This window comes from Pacificimonas flava (genome assembly GCF_000342165.1).
Classification (GTDB): Bacteria; Pseudomonadota; Alphaproteobacteria; order Sphingomonadales; family Sphingomonadaceae; genus Pacificimonas; species Pacificimonas flava.
In genome coordinates this window covers 198260-214472 of sequence record NZ_AMRV01000004.1, presented here as the reverse complement: position 1 = coordinate 214472, position 16213 = coordinate 198260, and the positions used below count along the sequence as shown (strand labels likewise).

13 protein-coding genes are annotated in these 16213 nt (G+C 65.8%); 8 read left to right on the top strand and 5 right to left on the bottom strand.

The window, feature by feature from the left end:
* Window positions 1-819 carry a type II secretion system protein N gene (locus C725_RS08225; protein WP_051051270.1) on the bottom strand — a complete coding sequence of 273 codons (819 nt, stop codon included), beginning with the start codon at window positions 817-819 and terminating at the stop codon, window positions 1-3.
* 139 nt (window positions 820-958) lie between these two features.
* Here C725_RS08225 and C725_RS08220 point away from each other — a divergent pair, with 139 nt between their 5' ends.
* From C725_RS08220 to C725_RS08210, 3 genes are all read left to right on the top strand, one after another.
* Window positions 959-1720: a hypothetical protein gene (locus C725_RS08220; protein ID WP_149864601.1), complete on the top strand. Its 762-nt coding sequence runs from the start codon at window positions 959-961 to the stop codon at window positions 1718-1720.
* 192 nt (window positions 1721-1912) lie between these two features.
* On the top strand, window positions 1913-3475 hold the full coding sequence (locus tag C725_RS08215) for a hypothetical protein (protein WP_008601827.1): 1563 nt from the start codon (window positions 1913-1915) through the stop codon (window positions 3473-3475).
* A 90-nt stretch (window positions 3476-3565) separates the two neighbouring features.
* Window positions 3566-6463: a TonB-dependent receptor domain-containing protein gene (locus C725_RS08210; protein ID WP_008601826.1), complete on the top strand. Its 2898-nt coding sequence runs from the start codon at window positions 3566-3568 to the stop codon at window positions 6461-6463.
* A 72-nt stretch (window positions 6464-6535) separates the two neighbouring features.
* Here the strand turns inward: C725_RS08210 and C725_RS08205 are convergent, their stop codons facing one another.
* A complete protein-coding gene (locus C725_RS08205; RefSeq protein ID WP_243442720.1) occupies window positions 6536-7864 on the bottom strand; it encodes an amidohydrolase in 1329 nt (442 codons plus the stop codon).
* Here C725_RS08205 and C725_RS15355 point away from each other — a divergent pair.
* From C725_RS15355 to C725_RS08190, 3 genes are all read left to right on the top strand, one after another.
* On the top strand, window positions 7848-8168 hold the full coding sequence (locus C725_RS15355; protein ID WP_051051269.1) for a hypothetical protein: 321 nt from the start codon (window positions 7848-7850) through the stop codon (window positions 8166-8168). The genes C725_RS08205 and C725_RS15355 overlap by 17 nt on opposite strands.
* Window positions 8169-8336: 168 nt before the next feature.
* Entirely contained in the window at window positions 8337-8621 is a 285-nt protein-coding gene (locus C725_RS08195; RefSeq protein ID WP_051051280.1) for a hypothetical protein, read from the top strand.
* A gap of 256 nt (window positions 8622-8877) precedes the next feature.
* Window positions 8878-9555, top strand: coding sequence for a DUF2490 domain-containing protein (locus C725_RS08190; RefSeq protein ID WP_008601818.1), 678 nt, complete (start codon window positions 8878-8880; stop codon window positions 9553-9555).
* 25 nt (window positions 9556-9580) lie between these two features.
* On the opposite strand, the gene C725_RS08185 is transcribed toward C725_RS08190, so the two are convergent.
* On the bottom strand, window positions 9581-10162 hold the full coding sequence (locus C725_RS08185) for a class I SAM-dependent methyltransferase (protein WP_038282318.1): 582 nt from the start codon (window positions 10160-10162) through the stop codon (window positions 9581-9583).
* A gap of 138 nt (window positions 10163-10300) precedes the next feature.
* Between C725_RS08185 and uvrB the strand changes: the two genes are divergently transcribed.
* Both uvrB and C725_RS08175 read left to right on the top strand, forming a co-directional pair.
* Window positions 10301-12505, top strand: coding sequence for an excinuclease ABC subunit UvrB (gene uvrB, locus C725_RS08180; protein WP_008601815.1), 2205 nt, complete (start codon window positions 10301-10303; stop codon window positions 12503-12505).
* Window positions 12506-13020: 515 nt separating this feature from the next.
* The gene (locus tag C725_RS08175; protein ID WP_008601814.1) at window positions 13021-14541 is read left to right on the top strand and encodes a S10 family peptidase; all 1521 of its coding nucleotides are present in this window, start codon (window positions 13021-13023) and stop codon (window positions 14539-14541) included.
* Window positions 14542-14563: 22 nt separating this feature from the next.
* On the opposite strand, the gene C725_RS08170 is transcribed toward C725_RS08175, so the two are convergent.
* Window positions 14564-15181 carry a hypothetical protein gene (locus tag C725_RS08170; protein WP_008601813.1) on the bottom strand — a complete coding sequence of 206 codons (618 nt, stop codon included), beginning with the start codon at window positions 15179-15181 and terminating at the stop codon, window positions 14564-14566.
* Entirely contained in the window at window positions 15178-16188 is a 1011-nt protein-coding gene (locus C725_RS08165; RefSeq protein ID WP_008601812.1) for an alpha/beta fold hydrolase, read from the bottom strand. The genes C725_RS08170 and C725_RS08165 overlap by 4 nt, the downstream gene beginning before the upstream one ends.
* Window positions 16189-16213 lie beyond the last annotated feature (25 nt).

Here is a 16213-nt window from a genome sequence, read left to right as displayed (position 1 = left end):
TTACGGAACTCTCACTGTGACGGGGATGCGGCTGCCCTGCCGCTCTATGATCAGACTGACACTCTGATCGGAATTTAGATTTTCGAGCGCCGTGGACGCGGCCCCCGGATCGTTCATGGGATTGCCGTCGATGCTGATCAGCACGTCGCCGCCCTGAAGGCCGCTGCGACGGAACAGATTGCCGTCGCCGCCGGGCTGCATCTCGACGCCGGCCTCTCCCGGCGCGCGGCGCGCAAAGCGGACGGCCGCGGACAAGTCTGCGGCGGCGCTTCCGCCCTGTCCGCCCGGTGCATCGGCGCCGATTTCCTCGCGCTGCGGACTGGATACGCCGTCCGATCCGCCGCTCGCCACGCGCGTCGCGGGTTCGGACTGGTCCAGGAAGATCACTTCCTCCGCACCGCCACGCGACAGGACCACATGATCCGCCTCAACCGCCTGCAGGATGACGCCGGGCGCCACCTCTTCGCCGACATCGAAACTCTGTTGCGGCTCGCCCTCGGTCGCCAAAATCGCGGACCCGCGTCCGCTCGCCCGGTCCATGCGCAGGCCGAACAGTTCCAGACCGCTGTCGGACACCACCATCGGCCCGCCGGATGTCTGAAAACCGAACAGCGGATCCAGGCCGGCGAAATCCTGGCGCGGCGGCGGCGGCAGCACGGCCGATCCCTTCCAGTCGCCGAACACGCCGATGGGGACGATCGACGCCCAGATCAGCGCCGCCAACGCATAGGCCGCAAGCGCCATCAGTGCGATCTCCAGCGCGCCGTACATCGTGCGCACGCTGAAGCGGCGTCTGATCCCGCTCACCCTGTCGCTCATGATACCGCCCCGGTCATTCGATCCGCGCCCTATGCCGGCTATATGACAGTTCCGCTAAAAGTTCGAAAACTTTTCCGCCGCTGCCCCACAGCGGGCGTCGGACCGTGCAAAGCCGGGCCCGGCCGGCTAGATGCAGCCCATGCGCTTTGCCGCCGCCCTCCCCTTCCGCCACCCTCTCGTCGGCGCCTGTGCCTGCACGGTGACCCTCCTTCTTTCCTCCGCGTGCGCGCGCGAGGACGAGGCCGCGTCCACGCCGCCCGATACGAGCGTGATCTCGTCCGAAGGCGCCGCCGCCCCGCTCGCGGCGTCGCCCACGACGAGCCCACCCCCAACCCCGCCGTCCAGCGCCACGCCGCTTCCCCCGGACCTGGCGCTGATCGGGACGTCGGCGGGCAGCGGCAGCGCCGGCGCCTTTTTTACGCTCGGCAGCGACGAACAGCGCTATGTGCGGCTCGGACGCCGCGCCGCGCCGGGCTGGACGCTCACCCGCGTTGCGCCGCAAGAGGTGGCGCTGACGGAGGCGAGCGGAGCGGAGCGGATCCTGCGCCTGCCCGAATCGGACGAGGGCGCGGAGGCGCCGCGAGACGCCAGCGGTTCGGATGCCCGCGCGGAAGAGGACGCGGAGGTCGCGGTTCAGCGTCTCGTCACAACCATGCGGCTCGGCATCGAACCTGCGACGACCGCGTCCGGACGGCGCGCATACCGCTTCACCAGCGATCCGCCGCCCTCTCTTGCTGCGGCCGGTCTGCGGCGCGGCGACATTCTCGTCACTTACGACGCCGAATCATTCGACCGCAGCGAGGATGTCAGCGACCTGGCCCATCAGCTTGGCAGCCGCGACCGACTCGGTCTGGTCGTCGAACGCGGCGGACGAACGCTGAAGCTGACCGCCAGCCACTGAAATCGCCGGAAATGTGTCGGTTCGGTTTCAATCCGGTTGCGGTTCCATGAAGTTTTGCCGCTTCCGGGCCATTCGGGCTGCCCTGTCACAAAAGTCTCATTGCCCCCGCCTACCCGCCGCCTTGCGTGGCGGTGAGGTCAGTCTTGCCGGCCGCAACGAGTTTTACTCCGTGACCCAAAAAAGGTGGCAAGCATGTCTTATACTCGCGCTCTTCTCCTGGTCGGATCCGCGCTCGCGCTGGCGAGCTGCGGCGCCGACGACGTCGCGTCTCCGGGCGGCGGCGTCATCGTCGTTCCCGCGCCGACGCCGGCACCCGGCCCGTCGCCCAGCCCCAGCCCGACTCCCACTCCGACGCCCACGCCGACCCCCACCGGCGGCGCGGCCGAGGACTGCCCCGTCGGCACGGCGCTGACGAACCAGATTCTCGACTATGGGACGCAGACGGAAGAAGACGACGCACTGATCTGCCAGCTTTCCGGCACGATCAGCGAGGATCTGACGCTGGAGGCGCTTCCGGGCGTCGTCTACTCGCTCAACGGCCGTGTCGAGGTCGGCACCGATGCCGGCGGCGCGACCGAGCCGCGTGCCAATTCGCAGCAGGCGAATCTGACGATCGAGGCGGGCGTCGTGATGTTCGGGTCTTCCGGCGCCGACTTCCTCCTCATCAACCGGGGTTCGCAGCTCAACGTTCAGGGCACCGAGGACCGGCCGGTCATCATGACCAGCCGTACCAACATGACCGGCGAGGTCGACGAGAACTCCATCGGTCAGTGGGGCGGTCTGGTCATCCTGGGCCGCGCGCCGATTTCCGACTGTGCCGGCGATGCCGAACAGGGCGGCACCGCGACGTGCGAAGCCTTCGTCGAGGGCGTGTCGCAGGCCAGCTATGGCGGCGAGGTCGCGGACGACAATTCCGGCACCATCCAGTATCTTCAGGTCCGCTATCCGGGCTTCGAGGTCACCGAGGGTAACGAGCTGAACGGCATCACCATGGGCGGCGTCGGCACCGGCACCACGTTCGACCACATCCAGGTTCACAATTCCTCGGATGACGGCATCGAACATTTCGGCGGCACCGTGAACGCCCGTTATGTCGCTCTGACCGGCAATGACGACGACAGCTTCGACACCGATCTCGGTTACAAGGGCTTCTATCAGTTCGTCGTCATCACGCAGCGCGAACTCGGAGCCGACCGTCTGTGGGAAGCCGATTCGGAAGGCAATGAGAACGCCATCCCGCGTCAGGACGTCCGCCTCGTCAACGCGACGATGCTGGGCCAGTCGGGCAGCAACCAGATCCTGTTCCGCGGTGGCGGCGACTATGCGATCTACAACTCCGTCCTCGCGTCGCCGGAGAACGAGCAGTGCCTCGACATCGACGGTGCGCAGACGGTGGCCGCCGCGAACCCCGACGCTGACGAGGTCGGTCCGCCGCGCTTCGGCTCCTTCGTGGTCGACTGCGCCAATCCGTTCGTCGCTGACGAGGACGGTATCGACAACGCCCAGTATTTCGTGGGCGAGAATGTCGACACCGACTTCTCGAACACGCTTGGCGGCGATTCCGGCCTGGTGAACGGCGCGAACGAGACGGCCGTCGTCGTCACCGACGTGACCTCTCTCTCCGACTTCCTGATGGCCACCGACTATATCGGTGCCGTCGCGGAGGGTGAGACCCCGTGGTTCAACGGCTGGACCTGCGACATCGGCGGTGCCGACACCTGCATCGCGCGTCCGCAGACCCGCGTCGCGCAGTAAGCCGGCGACGGTTCAAATTGGGCGGCGGCTTCCCTGTCCGGGGTGGCCGCCGCCCTCTTTCCTCATCCCCCAGCCTTGGAATCCCGAGCGATGACAAAATCCATTTCCGCCGCCAGCATCCTGATGCTGACCACGGCTCTCGCAGCGCCGGCCCTGATGGGATCGGCTGCGCGCGCGCAAACGCCGCCGCCACCGCCGGCCACCACGGCGACACCGGGGCAACCCAACGATCAGCAGCTCGAAACGACGCCGCAGGACGTGCAGTCCAACACGCCCGGCGCCTCGGAAAGGGCCACTCAGCCCGTCGAAGGTCCGGTGGAAATCTCCGGTCCCGGTGCCGGTGGCGGCGATGATGTGATCGTCATTCAGGGCCAGTATATCCCGGAACCCGTACGCGCCTCGTCAGAGGTGGTGAACGTCCTTTCCGCTGCCGACATCGCGCGCTCCGGCGACGGCGACATCGGCTCCGCGCTGCAGCGCGTCACCGGCCTCAGCCTCGTCGGCGGCCGCTTCGTCTATGTGCGCGGCCTCGGCGAGCGCTACTCGCTCGCCCTCCTCAACGGTCTGCCGCTGCCCAGCCCCGAGCCGCTGCGCCGCGTCGTTCCGCTCGACATTTTCCCGACCAGCGTCATTGCCTCCTCGGTCGTGCAGAAATCCTATTCGGTCGCCTATCCGGGTGAATTCGGCGGCGGCGTCATCAACCTGACGACCCCGGCAATTCCGGAAGAAAGCTTTCTGACCATCGGCGGCGCCGTCGGCGCGAATTCCGAAACGACCATGTCGAACGGTTACACCTATTTCGGCTCCGACCTCGACTTTCTCGGCTTCGACGACGGTTCGCGCGACGTTCCGGGCGCCCTGTCCGGCCTTCTCGACCGCGGCTATGGCGGCCGCAACGCCAATGTCAGCACTGCGGAACTGCAGGCGGCGACCGCCTCGCTGAACAACGCGTCCACCTCGCTTATTCAGTTCAACGACGACATTCCCTTTAACGGGGCCGCCGACATCAGCTTCGGCACCGCCATCGACGTCGGATCGGACCGGCTGGGCATCATCGGCACGGTCGGCTGGGACAATAGCTGGCAGACCCGCGGCGGCAACGAACAGTTCGTCACCGGCCTCTCCACGACGCTGGACGGCGGCGACGCCCTCATCGCCGCCAATGGCGAGGATTTCCGCTTCCTCGAGACCAACAATCGCGTGGTCCTCAACGGCCTCCTCGGCCTCGCCTATGAATTCGGCGAGCACAAGATCCGCTGGACCAACCTCTACATTCGCGACACGCTGAAGGAGTCGCGGATCTCGATCGGTACGGACGCGATCAACGTCGATCCGGACCGCCTCCTCAATCGCAGCCGCACGAGCTGGTTCGAACGGCAGCTTTTCGACACGCAGGTCGTCGCCGAGTTCGAATTCGGCGATTTCAGCGCGGATTTCCGCGGCACCTATGCCAACACGCAGCGCGAATCCCCGTATGAGCGCTCGTTCAGCTATGAATTCGACGAGAGCATTCAGGCGGACTTCGACCCGACGGCCGTCCCCGCCCTCGTTGATCTCGGCTATTCCGATCCCGTGCGGGTCGACGGCGCATGGGTGAACGATCTTCGTTCGAACGGCCAGAACGCGTTCATCGCATTCTCCGACCTCAACGAGGATATTTATGCGGGCGCGGCGGATTTCGCGTACGCCCTGCCGACGGCGCGCGACATCACCCTGTCGGCCGGTGTCGCCTACAGCCAGACGAAGCGCGATTCGGAGCGGCTCAACTTCCAGTATCGCTCCAACCAGGTCCTCCCCAGCCAGATCGCGCAGTTGCGTCCGGACTTCCTGCTGTCCGATTACAACGTCTATAATTACGGCATCACCCTGCGCGAGAATTTCGAGGAAGTGACGCGCTACGACGCACAGCTCGACGTTCTCGGCGTCTACGGCCAGATCGAAATCGAACCCGTCGATTTCGTCCGCGCCGCCATCGGCGTTCGCTACGAGACGGCGGAACAGACCGTCGATACGTTCGACCAGGACGGCGGCGCCGGCACGGGCGGCGCGGCCCAGCTCGTCAACACCCGGCTGGAAAACGATTACTTCCTGCCGGCCGCGACGCTGACCTGGAACTTCGCGGAGGACATGCAAATCCGCCTCGCCGCGTCGAAGACCATTGCCCGCCCGCAGTTCCGCGAACTGGCGCCGCAGCAATATCTCGACAATGAAACCAACCGGACCTTCATCGGCAATCAGTTCCTGGAAGACTCCGAACTGTTCAACGCCGAGGCGCGCTACGAATGGTATCCGTCGGAGGACGACCGCGTCAGCCTGGCCGGTTTCTACAAGGAGATCGACAACCCGATCGAGGCGGTCGCGCTGATCCAGGGCCAGACCTTCTTCACGACCTTCGCCAACGCGCCGAAGGCTCGGCTGTTCGGCGGCGAAGCGGAGGTGCAGAAGTATTTCCCGCTTTACGATTGGGGATTGGAAGGCAACTTCTTCGACGGTCGCAACCTCGTGCTCGTCGCGAACTACACCTACACCAACTCCGACGTGGAAGTCGGGGCGGACGATCAGGTTCGCGCCGTCGGATCGGGCGAGCTTATCAACGCGTCCACCTATTTCATCGACGGTCAGCCGCTGGTCGGCCAGTCGGATCATCTGGTGAACGTGCAGATCGGGCTGGAGGACGAGGACAGCCTGTCCCAGCAGACGCTGCTCGTGAACTATGCCTCCGACCGCATCACCAGCCGCTTCAGCAGCATCAACTCCGACCTCGAACGGGTCGCCATCCCCTTCTACGAGGAACCGGGCGTCCAGCTCGACTTCGTGGCGCGGCAGGGCTTCACCATTCGCGGCGTGGCGCTGGAAGCGAAGTTCGAGGCGCGCAACCTCCTCGGCACGCAGTACAAGGAAATCCAGACCTACGAAGGCTCGCGCATCGACCGCAACGTCTTCGATCCGGGTCAGACCTACACGCTCGGCATCGGCGTCAACTTCTAGGTTCCCCTCAGGAACGAGCCGCCGAATGTCGGGGGCGGGCCAGGGTCATCCCCTCGCCCGCCCCGTCCCGTTTCAGGACTTCGGAAGCAGATCCAGCGCCGCGACCGTCATCGCCTCCGCGCCCAGCGTCACGGCCTCCTCGGCGTTCACCTTGAACTGCGGGGAATGGTGGGACGGGACTGGCGGGCCGCCCGCCTCCGCTGCGTCGATCACCGCCTGCGGCGTGCCGCCGACCCACATATAGGCGCCCGGCACGTCCGTATTGGGCGCGGCGAAATAGGCGAAATCCTCCGCGCCCATCCCTTCATTGTCATCCTCCGCCAGCAGCACGTCCGGCCCGATCCCGCTGGTCAGGGCGCTGCGCACGCGCTCGGTCAGTTCGGGATCGTTCACCGTCACCGGCGTCGATTCGAAGCCGACCCGCACCTCCGGCAGCCGATCCTCGGGCAGGCCGTTCATGCGCCCGACATTGGCGGCGATGCGCTTGATCCCATCGATCAGCGTTTCGCGCACGGCGTTGTCGTTCGACCGCACCGTCAACTGCAGCTTCGCCTCGTCGGAAATGATGTTGTGCTTGAAGCCGGAATGAAAGCTGCCGACCGTGACCACACCCGGCGCCAGCGGCGAGATTTCCCGCGACACCAGCGTCTGCAGCGCCATGACGATCTCCGCGCCCATGACGATGGGGTCCTTGCCCATGTGCGGGCTGGCGCCGTGCGCGCCGACACCGTGGATGGTGATGTCGACACTGTCAGAGGAGGAGGCGGTGATGCCGGGAAACAGGCCGATCTTTCCCGTCGGCGTATCGGCCGACACATGAAAGGCGAGCGCATAGTCCGGCTTCGGGAAGCGCTCGTACAGCCCGTCCTCCATCATGGCCTTGGCGCCGCCGATGCGCTCCTCGGCCGGCTGCACCACGAACAGCAGCGTGCCCGACCAGTCCGCCTTTCGGGCGGCCAGCGCCCGCGCCGCGCCCACCATCGCCGTGATGTGCGTGTCGTGGCCGCAGGCGTGCATGACCGGCTTCACCTCGCCGTCAATATCCTCCTGCGTCGCGGTAGAGGCGTAATCGAGGCCGCTCTGTTCCTTCACCGGCAGCCCGTCCATGTCGGCGCGGACCATGACGACCGGCCCCGGCCCGTTCTCCATCACGCCGACGACGCCGGTTCTCCCGACATTCTCCGTCACCGTGAAGCCGGCATCCTTCAGTTCCGCTGCCATGCGCTTCGCCGTTTCGGTCTCGCGAAAGGACAGTTCCGGATTGCGGTGGAAGGTCAGGAACAGCTCCTCGAGCGAGCCGTCCCATTCGCTCTCCAGTTCCTGTCCCAGCGGCGTTTGTCCGCCCTCCTGCGCCGCTGCGGACATCGCCGGCGCCGCCAGCAGAATGGCCGCGCTCGTCATCACATATCGTCTCATCGATTTCCCCCTCTTTCCTTACGGTACAGCCATGCCGCGCAGCCCCGATCCTGACAAGGGCGCGGGCGGGAACGCCGCCCCGCCGCCGACCGCGCCCACGCAGCAGGAACAGCCCAGCATCGAAAGGGCGCTGAAGGCGGCAGGCTATGTCAGCTGGGAGGAAATCGGGATCGAAGACGACGGCCCCTATTGGGACATCGACGACGCCCGCAGGCCGGACAAGACCCGCTGGGACGTCAAGCTCCCCCAGGGATCGTGTGAGATCCTCTCGCAAGAGGCCGACCGCTAGCAGCATCACCGCGCCGCCGGGACGAAGGCTGTCCCCTTCGCCCGGCCGCGCCGCCAACTCGTCATTTTTATCATATGTAAATCCCTGAACTCCTGTGAATTTCCGCGTTCCAGCCGGTAACCTTTACTGGGTCCCTGCGTTCTCTTGTCCTGCCAGGAGTCCATGCGCATGAGCTTTACCCGCCTCGATCCCCCGCTTCCCATCCACGTCCTCGAACGCGGCGACGGCCTCGCCTTCGGGGTCATCGACTATGGCGCGGAACACAACCTCATCTGGGTCACCGCGATCGACGCCACCGGCGAGATCTGGTGCGCTCCCAACCCGAAGGTTCGCATGCAGAAGAACTGGACCATGGGCCGCGGGGCACCGGCAACATCCGATACGGCCGGGAGCGCTCAGGGCGGCACCACGCCCACATCGCCGATTCCCTTCCCGGTTCCGGCGGGAAGCTAGGGTTTCGGCAAGCCGTGACCGCAGCCCGGCATTTGAGGGTGCGGGTTCGGGGATGGAGTGAAACTCTCTGCGAAATATGCGCCTGCCGCGCCGCAGACGAAGAAACCCGCAAAATGGTCATCGTCATTGCCGATGGATATTGAGCACCATCAGCAACTGTCTATGAGTGGCAAGCCGGACGTCGCGTGGCCGCGCACGGGCCGTCCTGCGCCCCTCTTCGTCACCGTTTCCCCTTTCCCTGCAGGAGTTCCGCGTCATGCCTTTCGCCATTCGGATGGCTGCGGCCGCTATCGCCCTCGTCACGGCTGTTCCTGCCGCGGCACAGGAAGCGGACTTCAATCTCTGGACCGGCCAATTCGCGACCATCAACCTGGACCGGGATCAGGAGACGTTCCTGCGTCTCGAGGCGCAGGAACGCTTCACCGACGATGTCGGCCGGCTGGGACAATTGCTGCTGCGCCCCGCACTCGGGTACCGGCTGAACGACAAGGTCAGCATCGTGGGCGGCTACGCCTATGTGCGAACGAACCGCGCATCCTCGGCCACGTCGAACGAGCACCGCGTTTTCCAGGAACTCAACATCCGCCTCGTCGACACGCCGGAGGGCCTGAGGCTGGAATCGCGCACACGCCTCGAACAGCGCTTTTTCGAAGGGGACGGGGACACCGCGCTACGCCTTCGACAGTTCCTGCAACTGCGCGCGCCGATCAGCGAGCGGAACAGTCTCGTCGTCTATACGGAACCGTTTTTCGGGTTGAACGAAACCGAGATGCAGCAGGGCGGCATGGACGCATGGCGCAATTTCGCCGGCATCTCGGTTCCGCTTGCCCGCGGCATCGAACTGGTCCCCGGCTATCTCAACCAATACGCATTCCGAGCCGGCGAGGACCGGATCGACCACATCGCCAACCTGAACCTCTACCTCGATTTCTGATCGGGCGGGGAAGGGGAAAGGAAACTCAGGCGCGTTTGACTGCTTCATAGTAATTGTTGCCGCCCTCATCGGAAAGACAGCGAGCTAACCTTAGATCCAGTCGGGCCAGATGCGCCTCGTAAGTGTCCGCGCCGAGGGAAAGCGATGTGCGCCCGGTAAGCGTATCGCTCCACTCGCACACCTCTGCCGGGGCACTGAACAGGAACCGGCCGCCCGGTTCCAGCTTTCTCGCCACATTATCGAGGAGCGTCCGCTGATCCTCCGCATCGAGCAGGAAAATGAGGCCGATCGACACAGCACCGACAAAAGTCCGACCGAAGAAGGCAGAGTTCTGCGCCGGTTCGCAGGCAACAGGCATATGGGGGAGATTGCGCCGATAGGCCGATACAAGCGAAGGCGAAGCATCAATCCCCCATACCGAAAAGCCGTCGCTCACCAGCGCTTGGGCGATCGGCACGCCGGACCCGCAACCGATGTCCAGTATCGCAGTCGACGGAGGCAAGCTGTCCCTCGCCCACGCTCGGATCAGAGCCGTGCCGATCTTCGACCGGACAGTCATGAATTGGTCGGCGACCGCCTCCCAGCCACAGGAATTATCGATAGTCATCCTCCGGCTTCCTTGGATCTCTGGTCAGCGGCAGCTATCTGCATCGGTAACCCGCAAACCTGCCAGTCAGCAATCCACCCCAAATCCGCCTCGGGTGCTAGCAAGTGCGCGGGCGGAGGCCCATATGGTTCCGCGATCATGGCCGACATCACTATCCGCACCACCACCTCCGACCCCAGTGACATGCCGGCATTCCAGCCGCACCGACCGCACCGGCCGGAAAAATCGGAGGGCGGCGGGCGCTTCGAGCTCATCTCGGACTATCAGCCCTCCGGCGACCAGCCGCAGGCGATCGCGGAGCTGGTCGGCGGGCTTCGCAATGACGAGCGCAGCCAGGTGCTTCTCGGCGTCACCGGTTCCGGCAAGACCTACACGATGGCGCAGATCGTGCAGCATCTGCAGCGACCGACGCTGGTCCTTGCGCACAACAAGATCCTCGCCGCGCAGCTTTACGGCGAATTCAAGCAGTTCTTCCCGAACAATGCCGTCGAATATTTCGTCAGCTATTACGATTATTACCAGCCGGAGGCCTATGTCCCGCGCTCCGACACCTATATCGAGAAGGAATCCTCGATAAACGAGGCCATCGACCGGATGCGCCACTCAGCGACGCGCGCGCTTCTGGAACGCGATGACGTGCTGATCGTCGCGTCTGTCTCCTGCCTCTATGGTATCGGGTCAGTCGAAACCTATTCCGCCATGACCTTCAAGCTGAAGAAGGGCGAGAGCGTCGACCTGCGCGAGATCATGCGAAAGCTGGTCGCCCTCCAGTACAAGCGCAACGACACCAATTTCGTGCGCGGCAGCTTCCGCGTGCGCGGCGACACGCTGGAACTCTACCCCTCCCACCTCGAGGATATGGCCTGGCGCATCAGCTTCTTCGGCGACGAGATCGAGGAGATCGCCGAATTCGACCCGCTGACGGGCGAAAAGGGCGCGAAGATGGATAGCGTCAAGGTTTACGCCAATTCCCACTATGTGACGCCCGGCCCGACGATGAAACAGGCCACCAAGGCCATCAAGCACGAGCTGGCCGAACGGCTGAAGGAGTTCGAGGCGGAGGGCAAGCTGCTGGAGGCGCAGCGCCTGCAGCAGCGCACCGAGTTCGATCTGGAAATGATCGCCGCCACCGGAAGCTGCGCGGGCATCGAGAATTATTCCCGCTTCCTCACCGGCCGGCTGCCCGGCGAACCGCCGCCCACCCTGTTTGAATATCTGCCGGAAAACGCGCTTCTTTTCGTCGATGAGAGCCACCAGACCGTGCCGCAGATCGGCGCCATGCAAAAGGGCGATTTCCGGCGCAAGCTGACGCTGGCGGAATATGGCTTTCGCCTGCCCTCCTGCATCGACAACCGCCCGCTGAAGTTCGAGGAGTGGGACGCGATGCGCCCGCAATCGACCTTCGTGTCGGCGACCCCCGGCAAGTGGGAAATGGAGGAGACGGGCGGCGTCTTCACCGAACAGGTGATCCGCCCCACCGGCCTCGTCGATCCGCCGGTCGAAATCCGCCCGGTCGAAAGCCAGGTGGACGATCTGATCGGCGAACTGCGCGCCACCACGGCAAAGGGCTATCGCAGCCTCGTCACCACCCTAACCAAGCGCATGTCGGAAGATCTGACCGAATTCCTGCACGAGGCGGGGATCAAGGTGCGCTACATGCATTCCGACGTGGAGACGCTGGAGCGGATCGAGCTGATCCGCGACCTGCGCCTCGGCGTTTATGACGTGCTTGTCGGCATCAACCTTCTCAGGGAGGGGCTGGATATCCCCGAAACCGGCCTCGTCGCCATTCTCGATGCGGACAAGGAGGGGTTCCTGCGCTCCGAAACCTCGCTGATCCAGACCATCGGCCGCGCCGCGCGCAACGTCGACGGCCGCGTCATCCTCTATGCCGACACCATCACCGGCTCCATCGAGCGCGCGCTGACGGAAACGGAGCGCCGGCGCGAGAAGCAGATCGCCTATAATGAGGAGCACGGCATCACGCCGCAGACCATCCGCAAGGCGATCGGCGACATCGTCGCCATGGCGGACAAGGGCGCGGACCGCTCCGGCAAGGCGAAGGGCCTGCCGGGAGAGGGCAAGGAAACGCCGGGCGCCGGCCACAATCTGAAGGCTTACATCGCAGAGCTGGAGGAGAAGATGAAGACGGCCGCCGCCGACCTCGAATTCGAAACCGCCGCCCGCATCCGCGACGAAATCCGCCAGCTCGAAGCCGACGACCTCGGCCTGCCCGGCGCCGGCACGGACACCGCCCGCCCCGCCGGCCGCGCGCAGGAGGGGAAACCCGGCACCCGCAAGGACCGCTTCGGCAAACAGCGAAAACGCAAGATGGGGATCTAGCGCTCCGCCCCGTGTCCGCCCGCTCCCGATGGATTCCTGCCTCCGCAGGAATGACGAGAATGTGGACAGGCCCCAGAGCGCCACCGGCCTCCCACATCCCAGCCGACCGCCCGACGCCCACAGAGCCACCCCGCACGCCGCTTCCTCATCTTGCACTTCAGCTATATGCCGTCGCCCCTGCGAAGGCAGGGGCCCATATCCCACGCGCCCCCTCTCCGAACCCCGTTCCCCGCCCCCTCACCACCGTCGCCCCTGCGAAGGCAGGGACCCACATCCCACGCGCCACCTCTCCGAACCCCGTTCCCCGTCCCCCACCACCGTCGCCCCTGCGAAGGCAGGGGCCCACATCCCACGCGCCGCCTCTCCGAACCCCGTCCCCCCCCACCACCGTCGCCCCTGCGAAGGCAGGGGCCCACCGTACCCACGCGCACGCTACAATTCCGGCCTTTGACCCTTGACGTGCCGGCCGCGCGGGTGAATGTCGGCCGCGAATTATGGGGGAAGAAAGTCCGCACATGCGAAAGATCCTGCTCGCCGGCGCCGTCGCCGCGCTCACCGCCATGCCTGTCCTTGCCGCGCCGGACGAGGAGAACACCGACAAAACCACCGCCGAAACGCCCGCGGACGCCATCGTCCCGCAGGTCCGCACGAAGGACCTCTCCGGCACCTTCGGCGGCCAGCGCATCAGCTACACCGCCACGATGCAGGAACATGTGCTGAAGGGCGAGGACGACAAGGACGAGGCCGTCATCGTCACCACCTCATACGTCAAGGACCCACTCGACACGTCGCGGCCCGTTTTCTTCCTGTTCAACGGCGGCCCCGGTTCCGGCACGGTGTGGCTGATGATGGGCGCCTTCGGTCCGAAGCGCGTCGCCATTCCGACGGACGGCACCGACGACGGCGCGCCGCCCTACCCCATCGTCGACAACCCCGACAGCCTGCTCGACGTCGCCGATCTCGTCTTCATCGACCCGCCGGGCACAGGCTTCAGCTATCTGACGGACGATGCCGATCCGAAGGATTATTACGGCCTCAACCCCGATGCGCGCGCGGTGGCAAAGGTCATCCGCCTGTGGCTGAACGAGAACGGCCGCTGGAACAGCCCGAAATTCCTGGGCGGCGAAAGCTACGGCACCACCCGCTCCGCCGCCGTGGTGAACCAGCTCGAGGGGAACACGTACAATGATGTCGGCCTGAACGGCATCGTCCTCATTTCCACCGTTCTCGATTTCGCGCTGGATGCGAACGTGCCGGGGAACGAGCTGCCCTACATCACCTACATCCCGTCCATGGCGGCGACGGCGCTGTATCACGGCAAGGCGACCGCCCCCTCGACGGAGGCGTTCGTTGAGGAGGCGCGGCAGTTCGCCCTCGGCCCCTACGCCACCGCGCTTCTGAAGGGGCAGGACCTGCCGCAGGCGGAGCGCGCCGCCGTGCGCGCGGAGCTGTCGCGCTTCACCGGCCTCAGCGAGCAGTTTCTGGATAATGCCGACCTGCGCGTGACGCCGGCGCGCTTCTACAAGGAACTGCTGCGCGACCGCGGCCTCACCGTCGGCCGTCTCGACGCGCGCTACACCGGCCGCGATTATGACAGCGCCGGCGAGTTCGCCGACAACGACCCCAGCTTCTACGGCATCGACGCCGGCTACACCGCCGCCATCAATAGCTGGGCGCGGGAGACGCTGGGGTTCGAGACGGAGCGCGAATATCAGTCCATCGGACGGGAACCGGGCCAATATTGGACGTGGGAGCCGGAGGGCATTCGCGGCGGCGACCATTATATGAATGTCGCGCCCTATATCGGCCGCGCGCTACGGGAAAACAGCGGCCTTGCCGTGTTCGTCGGCCAGGGCTGGTACGATTTCGCAACGCCCTTCTTCGCGGCGGAATATTCCCTGAACCGGACCGGCATTCCGCAGGACCGCGTCGGCTTCCACTATTACGATGCGGGCCACATGATGTACGTGCGCGACGAGGACCGGCAGAAACTGTCTGCCGACCTGCGCACCTTCATCCGGCAGCAACTGCAATAGGTTCGACGCAGGAGGGCGCCGGCTAGTCCGCGCCCTCCCGGTCGCTTTCCCCCTGCAGGCGCCGCACCGCCTGGCCGGCGAATTTCACCGTCAGCGCTTCGCGGACGCGCGGGGAGCGCATGCTGGTGAAGGCCAGGCCGTCATGGCCGCCCTGCGTGTCGACGCGGAACTCGCCGATCTCGGCATCGCTCGCCGCATCCAGCACCGTCACCGTGCCGGCCATCCGGCCCTGATCCGACATCCCCAACGCCCGGTCGCCGTCCACGAACAGCGTGTCGAGATCGACGGCGAGCGTCACATCGCGCTCGTCGTTCAGGTCGCGGTGCGCGATCAGGCTCATGGCCATCCACGGAAACATGGTACGAAACGGCAGCGTGCCGTAATCCATCAGGTGCGGCCGCTCCATGCCCGGCTGCCACGCGGGCATCCCCTTCTCCGCCCGGAACGCCGCGGCCGCCGCGTCGAGTGCCGGGTTCGCCTGTGCGGCCTGACCCGACAGGGTGACGGTCACGCCCGTGACCGTGACCGAACCCGGCGCGAACTGCATGTCCGCCTGCGCCGCATGGGCCGCAACGCCGCCCAGCGACAGCGCCGCGCCGACGATGATCGTCTTCAGTGCGGATCGCTTCCGATCCGTCATTCCGCCGCGCCGTCCAGCGCTTCGATCAGCGCTTTTTGAAACACCGCCGGCGCCTCCACCATGGGGGAGTGCCCCAGCTTCGGAAAGCGCACCAATTCCGCATCGGGCAGGCGTTCCGCCGCCGCCTCCGCCGCCTGCGGCACGGTGCGGATGCGGTCCTGCACCGTGCCGGGTGCCGTACCCGCGCGGAACGCCGTCACATCCTTCTGACCGATCAGCAGCGTCACGGGCAGCGACAGGTCCTCCAGTCGGGCGGCGGTCGGCTGCGTCTCGATCATGTCCGACAGCCGCGCCTGCGCATCCCGCACAATGTCGCCGTCCTCGCTGGCATATTGCCCGGCCAGCATCTCCACCCAGCGGTCATAGACGGGCCGCCACTCCCCATGATAGTAGACCCGCTGCTGATAGGCGCGGATGCTCGCCGCGTCCGTCTTCTCCTCGCCCGCGCGCAGCACATCCAGCGGCGCATAGGGCACGCCCTCCGCGATCGTATCGTTCAGCCCCAGCGGGTTCACCAGCACCAGCCGCGATGGCCCGTCCGGATAGAGCAGCGCATAATGCATCGCCAGCATTCCGCCCGTCGAATGACCGACCAGCGCATAATCCTCCACCCCCGCCTGCCGCAGCAGGTCGCGGGTCAGCGTGGCAAGCGCCGCGAAGCTGTACTGGAAGCCCTGCGGCTTTGACGATTTGCAGAAGCCGACCTGATCCGGCGCGATGACGCGGTATCCGGCCCGCGCCAGCGCCCCCGCCGTTTCCAGCCAGGTCGCCGCGCAGAAATTCTTGCCGTGCAGCAGCACCGCCGTTCGCCCGTTCGCCGCGCCGACGGGCGCCAAGTCGATATAGGCCATGCGCACCGGACCGCCCTGCGCCTGCGTCTCGAACCAGTGCACCGGCGCGCCGTAATCGAAATGTTCCAGGTTCGCGCCAAGGGGCTGCGCCGCCGGGCCGGGCGCCGCTGCCGCCTGCAGCCCGGCGGCGAGAGCGATGGCAAGAGAGATCGTCATGGCTGCGTCCTTCTAAGAACGGCCG

Bases quoted from the DNA above. Each gene is read 5' to 3' on its own strand.
- uvrB (WP_008601815.1), top strand. From the start codon at position 10,301: ATGGCCGACATCACTATCCGCACCACCACCTCCGACCCCAGTGACATG.
- C725_RS08225 (WP_051051270.1), bottom strand. From the start codon at position 819: ATGAGCGACAGGGTGAGCGGGATCAGACGCCGCTTCAGCGTGCGCACG.
- C725_RS08205 (WP_243442720.1), bottom strand. From the start codon at position 7,864: ATGACGAGCGCGGCCATTCTGCTGGCGGCGCCGGCGATGTCCGCAGCG.
- C725_RS08185 (WP_038282318.1), bottom strand. From the start codon at position 10,162: ATGACTATCGATAATTCCTGTGGCTGGGAGGCGGTCGCCGACCAATTC.
- C725_RS08215 (WP_008601827.1), top strand. From the start codon at position 1,913: ATGTCTTATACTCGCGCTCTTCTCCTGGTCGGATCCGCGCTCGCGCTG.
- C725_RS08195 (WP_051051280.1), top strand. From the start codon at position 8,337: ATGAGCTTTACCCGCCTCGATCCCCCGCTTCCCATCCACGTCCTCGAA.
- C725_RS15355 (WP_051051269.1), top strand. From the start codon at position 7,848: ATGGCCGCGCTCGTCATCACATATCGTCTCATCGATTTCCCCCTCTTT.
- C725_RS08190 (WP_008601818.1), top strand. From the start codon at position 8,878: ATGCCTTTCGCCATTCGGATGGCTGCGGCCGCTATCGCCCTCGTCACG.
- C725_RS08220 (WP_149864601.1), top strand. From the start codon at position 959: ATGCGCTTTGCCGCCGCCCTCCCCTTCCGCCACCCTCTCGTCGGCGCC.
- C725_RS08210 (WP_008601826.1), top strand. From the start codon at position 3,566: ATGACAAAATCCATTTCCGCCGCCAGCATCCTGATGCTGACCACGGCT.
- C725_RS08170 (WP_008601813.1), bottom strand. From the start codon at position 15,181: ATGACGGATCGGAAGCGATCCGCACTGAAGACGATCATCGTCGGCGCG.
- C725_RS08165 (WP_008601812.1), bottom strand. From the start codon at position 16,188: ATGACGATCTCTCTTGCCATCGCTCTCGCCGCCGGGCTGCAGGCGGCA.
- C725_RS08175 (WP_008601814.1), top strand. From the start codon at position 13,021: ATGCGAAAGATCCTGCTCGCCGGCGCCGTCGCCGCGCTCACCGCCATG.